The organism is Spirillospora sp. NPDC049652, from assembly GCF_040675125.1.
Lineage (GTDB): Bacteria > Actinomycetota > Actinomycetes > Streptosporangiales > Streptosporangiaceae > Spirillospora.
On the sequence record NZ_JBFAOF010000184.1, the window covers coordinates 1 to 9,960 of the forward strand.

Sequence of the window (9,960 nt, forward strand, 5' to 3'; positions counted from 1 at the left end):
CGAACGGACAGCCCGCGGCGGGAGACCCCGGGCCGGTTCGGCGCCGGCCGGACGCGCTCGCCGCCGACACCGCTTTTCCGATGTCAATCTCGAACCAGACGTTTCCGGCGGTGTGGATGAACGACCGCAGGAGCGCCTTTTCTGCCAGGGGGGTTCTCTTTCGTTCGGGGTTCACGACCCGCCGACGGAAATCATCCACGCGCCCGGTGACGGCATGGGCACCGGCACGGACGCGCGACGAATGCCGCGGGAGCGATGAAACGGCTTTGTCCGGCGGAGAAAACATCCCGGACAAAGCGAACGGGCCGGGGGCGAGCCGAACTCGCCCCCGGCCCGGTAAGGCCCTCGATCAGCGCCGGTACCCGTCCCAGCCGTGACCGTAGTAGCCGCCGTGGTGGCCGTGGCCGACCTCGGTGCGGTAGGTCACGTTGGAACCGTTGTCACAGTTGCCGCTCTCGTCGTCCTGGGCGAGGACGTTGTGGAGGATCACGCCGATCACGGCGCCCACCTCGACGGCGCGGCAGGTCTCGACACCGATGCCCTGCGCGTTCGACGAGTGCGAGGAGTGGATGTTCGACGGGATGGGCTCCTCCCAGGCCATAGCCGGGGAGGCGCTCATCATCACGCCGCCCGCCGTCAGGGCCATGAACCCCGTCGCCACCAGTCGCTTCATACCGAAGCCCCTTCTGTGCACAGTGGAATTTCGACCGAGTGCCCGTCTTGCAGGCCGGGCACCCACGGACACTCAACACGTTGATCTTGCCGACTTCCACCTCTGCCGGAACGATTAGCGGGTTGCTCGCCATTTCTTGACCTGCCAATGACAAACGCCCTCGGGGCAAATCCACATTTCTCGCCACCAACCCCGACGACACGTTTTCCCGCCGTGTCTTCCTTCGGGGTGTCGCGCGGCGCCCGGCAATTCCGGCCAACCCCACCGAGAAAAGAAAAGGAACGACCATCTTCGCCTTCCACCACCCACCCGCCGCGATCACCCCGGGCACCGCACGCAGCGCACGCTCCCGCACCGGGGAGACCGGGAGACGACCACCGCCCAGCGACCCACTCGAAGCCGCCACAGAGCGTCAAGCGTCCGCGACCCGCCAGGAAGCATCAAGCGGCCGAGGCCGCCAGAGAGCGTCGTCCAGGGCCACATCGGCGCCCTACCGCTGTCCGGAGCTAGCTCCACGCCTGGCCTGCCCCTCAGACGCGCCCCATTGCCTCTCCCAACGCCGCCAGCCCTCCAACGCCTCTCTGGGGCTGCAGCTCCTCGGCATGGGGCGAGCGCCGCGCCCATGCCCCCGCCCTCCACACCCCCCGCCCTCGCGCCCCAGATACGTCCTCTACGGGAGGGAGGCGCGGCCGGCCGGGGGTCCGGGGCTCCAGGGGCGGTCCGCGGGCAGCAAAAAGCCCCGGGGCCGGAAGCGTCGCTTCCGGCCCCGGGGCCAGTGTCGTGGAGGTGGCGGGAATCGAACCCGCGTCCTTCGGTGATGAGTCAGGGCTTCTCCGGGCGCAGCCTGCTTGACGTTTTCTCAGCCCCGGCGCTCTCGCAGGCGAGTCGCCGACGGGCTCAGTCGCTGTTAGGTGTTCTCTACTGCCCCGCGACCGGGCGGCAGAGTGGAGTCTCCTGATGATGCCGGATCCCGGGGCGGAGACGTACCCGGGCCGGCAGAGTCGCTACTCGCCTCAGGCGGCGAGAGCGAACTCGGACTGCTTCTTGTTGGCAGTTATAGGTTTGCTGTCACAGGATTTACGAGGTCACGACAGCAACCCTCGACCCGCTTCCCCTGGCTCGACCTACCGAAGTCGAGACCGGTCACCCCCATGTTGACTTGTCAAGAAGTCGGACGCCTGGGCGTCCATCACCAGACACTAGTAGGTGAACGCCGCGGATGCCAACGGGATTCCCGGCAGGCGGAGAAAGTGACGCCCCGGTGGGCGGCGAACACGTCGCGCCCACCGGGGCCGACCGGCAGGGTCAGGCCGGTCCGGACGGCAGAGCCTCCCCCGAGACGAGGCTCTGGTCTCATCACGGCGACTGAGTCCGCAACCCCCCGAGCGGTCCTCAGTCACCCTGGTAGACGTCCCCGAGGGCCCGGGCGGTTGCGTCCATCACGTCAAGAGATCACCAAAAAGCAATTGAACAATCACTCGACGTGACAGGATTGTGGTCAGGGCGCGTGCGTCGGCACGGTCGGCTGGCCCGTGCGGCCCGGCGTCTGGCCGCCGGTGCCACCGTTCTGGCCGCCGTTGCCGCCGGTCCCTCCGGTTCCCCCTTGGCCGCCGTTACCGCCCGTGGGCTGGCGCCCGCCGGCGTTGCCCGTGCCGGGCGACGGCCTGGTGGTGGACGGCGGGCTCGGCGTGGTGCCGTTCAGGAAGAGCGCCGCGATCTTCGCCGCGTTCACCCTGCCCTCGATCGCCATCGCGAACGCCAGGTCGTCGCGGAACCCGACGAACCAGGAGACCGTCTTGGTCTGCCCGCCCTCCTGGTAGTTCACCACCGCGCTCATGCCCGACACCTGGCCGCCGTTGCTGACGTTGGCGTCCTTCGCCGCGCCGGACTGGACGGACCGGCGCACCATCCGCTTGAGGTCGCTGGTGGCGATCGCGTTGGTCAGCACGTTGGGCCGCGCGGCCGGGGTGTCCACCGGGTCCTTGGTGATGAACGGCGGGCGCCACACGCCCGACGACACGCTCGCGGCCGCCGCGGCCATCGCCAGCGGCGAGACGGTGACGCCGCCCTGACCGGTCGCGATCAGCGCCTTCTGCCCGTCGTTGGCGGGCGTCGGGATCGTCCCCGCGTAGGACGGGAAGAGGCCGCCCCAGTCCTTGCCCATGCCGAACCTGGCCGCCGACTGTGTCAGCGCCTGCGGCGGGAGCTTGCTCGCGAGCTGGGCCAGGGTCGTGGCGCAGTTGACGGAGAAGGCGCGCTCCAGGGTGCTGGTGCGGGCCGCCTTGCCGGACGGGTTGGACACGTTCTGCCCGCCGACGCTCGCCGTGGCGGGGCACTCGGCCTGCGTGGTCTTCGGGACGCCGTTCTGCAGCAGCGCGTCCGCGGTGACGAACGAGAATGCCATGCCGGGCGGGTAGTGGCCCTCCATGGCCTCGTCGCGCCCGCCGGTGCGGTGGTTCGACACGGCCAGCACCTCGCCGGTGCCGGGCCGCAGCGCCACCAGCGACGCCGGGTACTTGACCTTCGCGAGCGCCTGGTCGGCGCGCGGCTGGATCTTGCGGTCGAGGGTGGTGACGATGGGGGCGGGGTCGTGGCCGCTCCAGGAGCGCAGCGGCGTGACGTCCTTGCCCTCCGGGTCCTGCGCGACGACCTCGATCGAGGGGGTGCCGGCCAGCCGGCGCTGGAGCAGCAGTTGCAGGCCGCTGACGCCGATCGTGTCGCCCGGCTGGTAGGGGGCGCCGACCTGCTGCAGGCGGTCGGCGGTGGCCGCGCCCAGCTCGCCGACGACCTCGGGCGCGAACTGCGGCTGGATCGGCGCGCTGACGACCTTGAACTCCAGGCCCTCGACGTGCTTGAGCCGCTCGATCAGCTTGTCGCCGCTGGAGCGCTGGAGGGTGAGCAGCGGGAGGAAGTTCTGCGGGGGCGCGGACCGGACGCGGCCGAGCAGCCGCTCGCCGTCCAGCCGCCGGCCGCCCTCGATCTTGGTCACCTTCACCATCTGGGTGATGGTGGCCTTCGGGTCCTTCAGCTGTCCGGGGCGGACCCCCACCAGGTCGGCGGGGACGGCCTTCAGCACCGTCCTGGCGTTCTGGTCCTGGACCTGCGCGCGCGCCGGGACCCGGGTGACCACCGCGAGGCGCTGGCCCTCCTTGAGGCTCGGATGGATGATCGACGGCGCCCAGCGGATCTTCCAGCCGGAGCCCGCGCGCTGCAGGTTCATCGAGCTGTTGTAGGTCCATGGTTCGCCGTTCTCGCCCAGGTCGATCTTGACCGAGAACTGGGCGGTGGCGGTGTCGCCGCTCTTGACCACCTTCAGCAGGCCGAGCTTCAGCGCCGCCGCGTCGAGCTGGCTGCGCACCCCTCCGAGGGCGGCGGCCACCTGCGCCTTGTCGGCCCCCATGGTGTGCCCGGCGGCGGCGGGGTAGTTGCCGACCTCCCAGGCGACCAGGAAGTCACGGACGGCGGGCATCGCCGACTGCTCGGCGAAGCACGCCGACGCCGCGCCGCCGACGAGGACGACGCAGGCCCCCGCCGAGATCGTCCGGCGGACCCTGCTGCGGCCTCGGAGGTTCATCGACACCCTTCACCGTCTCCTGAGCCGGGCCGCGGCCGCCTTCTGCATCTCGCGGTCGGCCTCGCGCTTGGCGATGGCCTGGCGCTTGTCGTAGGCCTTCTTACCACGGCCCAGCCCGATCTCGATTTTCGCGCGACCGTCCCGGAAGTAGAGCGCCAGGGGGATCAGCGTCCAGCCGGGCTCGTCGGTCTTCTGCTCGATCTTCGTGATCTCTTTGCGGTTCAGCAGCAGCTTGCGCCGGCGCCGCGGGGCGTGGTTGGTCCAGGTGCCCTCGGTGTACTCCGGGATGTGGACGTTCTCCAGCCAGACCTCGTGGTCCATGACGTGCGCGTAGCCGTCGGCCAGCGAGGCCCGGCCGGCGCGCAGCGCCTTGACCTCGGTGCCCATGAGCACCAGGCCGGCCTCCCAGGTGTCGACGATCTCGTAGTCGTACCGGGCGCGCTTGTTCTGGGCGATCAACTTTCGCCCCTGCTCACGTGGCACGGGAATCAGCCTCGGTTCTGGTCGGGTCACACCGGCCCGGCGACGGTGCGGGGCGCCGGGTCGGGAACGTCGGGCCCAACGCCGAGCCGCCCGCGTCCGGAAGTGGACGGGGCGGCATCGCTGCGCCGGACCTCGGCCCAGTGTAGGCGGGTGATCAGATGCGCAGGTATCGGCGCAGGGTGAGGAAGGACGCCACCGCGCACAGCAGCACGCCGAAGCAGATCGCCACGATGATGACCAGCGTGACCGAGCCCCAGCCCAGCCTGGACGCCATCTGGATGTTGCTCGCGAGCCGGTCGACCAGCAGCATCTTGGAGAAGACCAGCAGCACCGCCGCGAGCAGGCCGCCGATCAGGCCCGCGATCGCGCCCTCCAGGATGAACGGCAGCTGGATGTAGGTGTTGGACGCGCCGACCAGGCGCATGATCCCGGTCTCCCGGCGCCGGTTGAACGCCGACAGCCGGACCGTGTTGCCGACCAGCAGCACCGCCGCGATCACCTGGATCGCCGCGATGATCAGCGCGGCGCTCTGCAGGCCGCCGAGGATCCGGAAGAACTTCTTCAGGATCTCCTGCTCGTTGATCACCTGGTCCACGCCGGCCTTGCCGAGCATGGCCTGGGAGACGGCCTTGTACTGCTTGGGGTCCTTCAGCCGGACGCGGAAGGAGTCCGGGATGTCGCCGGGCTTGGTGCTCTGGACGAAGCCGGGGGTGGACGCGAAGCGGTCCTTGAACCGCGTGTAGGCGTCCTCCTTGCTCTCGTACTCCACCTTGGAGACCTGCGGGAGCGACTGGAGCTTGGCCTTGATCTCGTCCTTCTCGCCCTGCTGCGCGTCCTTGCCGGCGCACTGCGGGTTGGAGGAGGTCTTGGCGCACAGGAAGATCGAGACCTCGATCTTGTCGTACCAGTAGTTCTTCGACGAGTTGGCCTGGTTGTGCAGCAGCAGACCGGTGCCGAAGAGCGCCATGGCGATGGCGACGGTGATGACGAGGGAGATCGTCATCGTGAGGTTCCGACGGAGACCGATCCAGATCTCCTGGAGAACGAACTGTGCGCGCATGCCTCGCTGTCCTTGATCGCCTGTGCCCCGCTGGGAGCTTCGAATGCCGGTGCAGGCTACCGCTCTGCGACCGCTGGGCCGAGCGGGCGGCGGTGCCCGGGGGTGTCCGCCCCGGATGCGCGCCGTCCCGGCGTCGGGTTCGGTGGCCTTGGGGCGCTAGTACGCCTGGCCGTAGACGCCGCGCGACTGGTCGCGGACGACCCGGCCGTCCTCGAGCTCGACGACGCGCTTGCGGAAGGCGTCGACGATGGCGGCGTCGTGCGTGGCCATGACGACGGTGGTGCCGGTCCGGTTGATCCGGTCGAGCACCTTCATGATGCCGATGGAGGTGGCGGGGTCGATGTTGCCGGTCGGCTCGTCCGCCAGCAGGATCATCGGCCGGTTCACGAACGCGCGGGCGATCGCGACGCGCTGCTGCTCGCCGCCGGACAGCTCGTCCGGCATGCGGTGCGCCTTGCCCTCCAGGCCGACCAGGTCGATGACCTCGGGGACGACCTTGTTGATGAACCGGCGGGGCTTGCCGATCACCTCGAGGGCGAACGCGACGTTCTCGAACACGTTCTTGTTGGGCAGGAGCCGGAAGTCCTGGAACACGCAGCCGATGCGGCGGCGCAGGTGCGGGACCTTCCAGTTGCTCAGCTTGTTCAGGTCCTTCCCGGCCACGTGGACGTGGCCCTGGGACGGCCGCTCCTCCTTGAGGATCAGCCGCAGGAAGGTCGACTTCCCGGAGCCGGAGGGGCCGACCAGGAAGAGGAACTCGCCCTTCTCGATGGCGACGTTCACGTGCTGGAGGGCGGGCCGGTTCTGGTTCTTGTATGCCTTGGTGACGTTGTCGAAGTGGATCACGGCTGCATCACGGCGGTTCAGCACCATTCTTGCGAAGGACCCGCGCGGTCCCAGGGGACGGACCACTCAGCGTAGCCCTCGGACCTACATCGGGCTCGGAACACTCGACCTTAGGGGCTGAATCCGAGGAACCGGTAACCGGCCGCCCTCAGACCCCGTCCCACCTGCGCCGAGTCCGGCCGCACGCCCCGCCGGAACCGGACCGGCTCGGCGGACCGCGTGGCCCCGTGCAGTGTAGAGGCGGTAAGGGGCCGCCTCGACCGCACCGGACCCGCGGCAGGCAGCAGGACTTTACAACCGGGACGCGGCGAATGCCGGGGAATCGCGCCTAAAGTTCTCAGTGACAGATAGTTCCCGATCGAGAGGAACAGCCGGATGAGCTGCGAACATCTGGTCTGCTCGAACTGCTCGGGTCCGGTCGTGGAGGGCCGCTGCCCGACCTGCCGGGCCGCCCGCGCCGAGGTGCACCGGCACGGCCCGGCCGTCCCGCCCGCGCTGGTCCTGGCCGGTCTGGTGGCCCTGCTGTTCGTCGCGCTGCTGCTGCGGCGCCTCTACGGCTGACCCGTCCCCTGACCCGTCCCCGCGGCCGCCCCGCCCGGACGGGCGTTCGGGGCCTGACCGGCCCTCCGGCCCCCTGGCCGGGCGTCAGTTGGGCTTCGGGAGGGGCGCGGTGGCCTTGCTGACCGTCCCGAAGTAGCCGACCACGTCGGCCTTCGGCAGGTTCGCGTCGCTCTTGGGCTTCGCCGGGTCGGACGCGGCGAGCTGGAGCGTCTCGGTGTAGTCGATCTCATAGCCGGGCACGGCGCCGTCCAGCAGGTGGGCGGTCTCCGGCGGGATCGGCGGCTTGCGCTTGTGCCGGTCCTTCGACTTCACGGTCAGCGAGTTGTTGCGGATCAGGGAGTACAGCACCAGCGCCGCGCCGTGCTCGGCGCGCAGCGCGAAGATCGGGTAGGGCGTGGCGACGACCACGCTGGAGAACGCCAGCCCCTTCTTGCGGGCCTTCTTCCGGGCCGCCAGCATGGCGGCGTTCATCCCTGTCGTGACCGGCCCCGACGCCATCACCTTGGACGCCACGCTGGACGGCCCCTCGGCCGCGATCGTCGCCTGGATGCCGGGCAGGTCGCGCGGCCGGATCAGGACGGAGGTGTCGCCGGTCTCCAGGGCGGTCGCGTAGCCCTGCGGGTCGAGGACGACCTTGGGCGTCTTCGCCTTGGGGGCGAGGTCGGTCTCCAGGCTCAGCTTCCACTGGTCGCCCGGGGAGCGCAGGATGAACGCCATGAGCGCCGTCCGGGTGCTCTTGGGCTTGCCCTGCTCGGTACGGGGGACGGCCGCGACGAACCACTGCGGGTACGTCCTGACGTCCTGGAACCTCGGCACGTAGAAGGTCGGCTTGCCGAAGGTGAACCGGGGCACCGGGTCGCCGTCGTGCGCGGCCTTGCGGAACTCGGCGGCGGTCAGCGGGTACTGGCCGTCCACGACCCAGCTCAGGGCGAGCCGCTCGTCCCCGGCCGCGCGCGCGACGTCGTCGTTGACCGTCCAGGACCGGAAGCGGTCGGCGGCCAGCTGCGGCGTCAGCGCGACGGGCGTCGGCGTCGGACGCGGCGGGGCGGGGGTGACCTTCGTCCTGACCTTGCCGCCGCCCCCGCAGGCGGACGCGGCCAGCGCGAGCAGCGCGACGACGGTCGTCACCGCCCGGTACTTGCCTGGCACCGCGCCCCCTCGCCACCCGCTCCGGCCTCTGCGTCGGCCGCTGTGTCGGCCTGTGTTCCGGCCTGGTGGCCGCCCCATCGTGATTGTGCCATTCACTAGGGTATTGGGCGATCGCTCGGGCACTGGCCGGACGGCGATAAGCTCTGTTACGTGGCTGCCATCGATCCGCAAGATCAGCTCAAGGAGCTCGACGCGACGCTGTCCGGCATCGAGCAGGTGCTGGACCTGCCCGCCATGGAGCGGGACATCGCCGGGCTGCGCGAGCAGTCGGCCGATCCCGAGCTGTGGAACGACCAGGAGCGGGCCCAGGCGGTGACGCGCAAGCTGTCCCACCTGGAGGCCGAGCACAACCGGGTCACCGCCCTGCGCCAGCGCCTCGAGGACGTCGTGACGCTCTACGAGATGGCCGGCGAGATGGACGACGCCGACACCCGCGAGGAGGCCGACGGCGAGCTCGCCGCGGTCTTCAAGGCGGTGCAGCAGCTCGAGGTCCGCACCCTGATGTCCGGCGAGTACGACGCGCGCGAGGCGCTGGTCACGATCAACGCCCAGGCGGGCGGGGTCGACGCGGCCGACTGGGCGCAGCAGCTCCAGCGCATGTACATGCGCTGGGCCGAGCGGCACAACTACCCGACCGAGGTCTACGAGACGTCCTACGCCGAAGAGGCGGGCATCAAGTCGACCACCTTCGTGGTGAAGGCCCCCTACGCGTACGGCACGCTGCGCGGCGAGCACGGCACGCACCGGCTCGTCCGCATCTCCCCCTTCGACAACCAGGGCCGCCGCCAGACCTCGTTCGCGGGCCTGGACGTCGTCCCCGTCGTCGAGCAGAGCGACCACGTCGACATCGACGAGAGCGAGCTGCGCATCGACGTGTACCGGTCGTCCGGTCCGGGCGGCCAGGGCGTCAACACCACCGACTCGGCGGTCCGGATCACCCACCTCCCGTCCGGGATCGTGGTGTCCTGCCAGAACGAGCGGTCGCAGCTGCAGAACAAGGCCACCGCGATGAACGTGCTGCAGGCCAAGCTGCTGGAGCGCAAGCGCCAGGAGGAGGCCGAGAAGATGGCCTCGCTGCGCGGCGAGGGCACCAGCTCGTGGGGCACCCAGATCCGCAACTACGTCCTGCACCCGTACCAGATCGTGAAGGACCTGCGCACCGGCGTCGAGGCGGGCAACCCCACGGCCGTGCTGGACGGCGACATCGACGAGTTCATCGAGGCCGAGATCCGCTGGATGCGGCAGCAGGAGTCCGAGGCCGCCGCCTCCTGACGGGCCTCCCGACGGGCCCCTGAGGGTTTCTCGGGGGCCTCGGCCCTTCCCCTCTGCCCTTCCCCTCGGTCCGTCCCCTCGGACCGCCGCCGAGACCGGCGAAGCGGGCATCTCTCTCATAACGCATTCAGAGTGTGACGGTGACATGACTCTGCGATGATGTTGTGTGGAAAGTGTCGCCTCTCCCCTCGGGGGCCGCCATGCCCGCTGGCCAGAACCGCCCCGCCCTCTTCCGCCGCCGTTCCGGCGCGCCGCTCCCCCGCCGTCTGCCGGGTATCGCCGTGTCGCTGCTGGCCGGGGTCCCGCTGGCCGCCGGGTGCGGAGGGTCGGACGCGGGCGCCA

Annotated in this window: 9 protein-coding genes and 1 other RNA gene; 2 read left to right on the plus strand and 8 right to left on the minus strand. The window is 70.2% G+C overall.

What is annotated here, in order from left to right; genetic code table 11:
• The 7 genes from AB0J52_RS14980 to ftsE all read right to left on the minus strand — a co-directional run.
• Positions 1–199: hypothetical protein (locus tag AB0J52_RS14980; RefSeq protein ID WP_500182148.1), on the minus strand; the 199-nt coding region annotated here is incomplete at its 3' end.
• 150 nt (positions 200–349) lie between these two features.
• A complete protein-coding gene (locus AB0J52_RS14985) occupies positions 350–673 on the minus strand; it encodes a hypothetical protein (RefSeq protein ID WP_500182149.1) in 324 nt (107 codons plus the stop codon).
• 778 nt (positions 674–1,451) lie between these two features.
• Positions 1,452–1,824, minus strand: a transfer-messenger RNA (tmRNA) gene (gene ssrA / locus AB0J52_RS14990).
• A gap of 347 nt (positions 1,825–2,171) precedes the next feature.
• Positions 2,172–4,247 carry a penicillin-binding transpeptidase domain-containing protein gene (locus AB0J52_RS14995; protein ID WP_500182150.1) on the minus strand — a complete coding sequence of 692 codons (2,076 nt, stop codon included), beginning with the start codon at positions 4,245–4,247 and terminating at the stop codon, positions 2,172–2,174.
• A gap of 9 nt (positions 4,248–4,256) precedes the next feature.
• Positions 4,257–4,730 (minus strand): SsrA-binding protein SmpB, encoded by a 474-nt coding sequence (gene smpB, locus AB0J52_RS15000; RefSeq protein WP_500182151.1) that lies wholly within the window; start codon positions 4,728–4,730, stop codon positions 4,257–4,259.
• 154 nt (positions 4,731–4,884) lie between these two features.
• The gene (ftsX, locus tag AB0J52_RS15005) at positions 4,885–5,790 is read right to left on the minus strand and encodes a permease-like cell division protein FtsX (protein ID WP_500182152.1); all 906 of its coding nucleotides are present in this window, start codon (positions 5,788–5,790) and stop codon (positions 4,885–4,887) included.
• Positions 5,791–5,946: 156 nt separating this feature from the next.
• Positions 5,947–6,636, minus strand: a complete 690-nt coding sequence (gene ftsE / locus AB0J52_RS15010) for a cell division ATP-binding protein FtsE (protein ID WP_117361649.1) — start codon at positions 6,634–6,636, stop codon at positions 5,947–5,949.
• 375 nt (positions 6,637–7,011) lie between these two features.
• Between ftsE and AB0J52_RS15015 the strand changes: the two genes are divergently transcribed.
• Positions 7,012–7,197, plus strand: a complete 186-nt coding sequence (locus AB0J52_RS15015; protein ID WP_500182153.1) for a hypothetical protein — start codon at positions 7,012–7,014, stop codon at positions 7,195–7,197.
• A gap of 84 nt (positions 7,198–7,281) precedes the next feature.
• Here AB0J52_RS15015 and AB0J52_RS15020 read toward each other — a convergent pair whose 3' ends face one another.
• A complete protein-coding gene (locus AB0J52_RS15020; protein WP_500182154.1) occupies positions 7,282–8,346 on the minus strand; it encodes a DUF8094 domain-containing protein in 1,065 nt (354 codons plus the stop codon).
• 150 nt (positions 8,347–8,496) lie between these two features.
• Between AB0J52_RS15020 and prfB the strand changes: the two genes are divergently transcribed.
• Positions 8,497–9,618, plus strand: a complete 1,122-nt coding sequence (gene prfB, locus AB0J52_RS15025; RefSeq protein WP_500182155.1) for a peptide chain release factor 2 — start codon at positions 8,497–8,499, stop codon at positions 9,616–9,618.
• Positions 9,619–9,960: the final 342 nt, after the last annotated feature.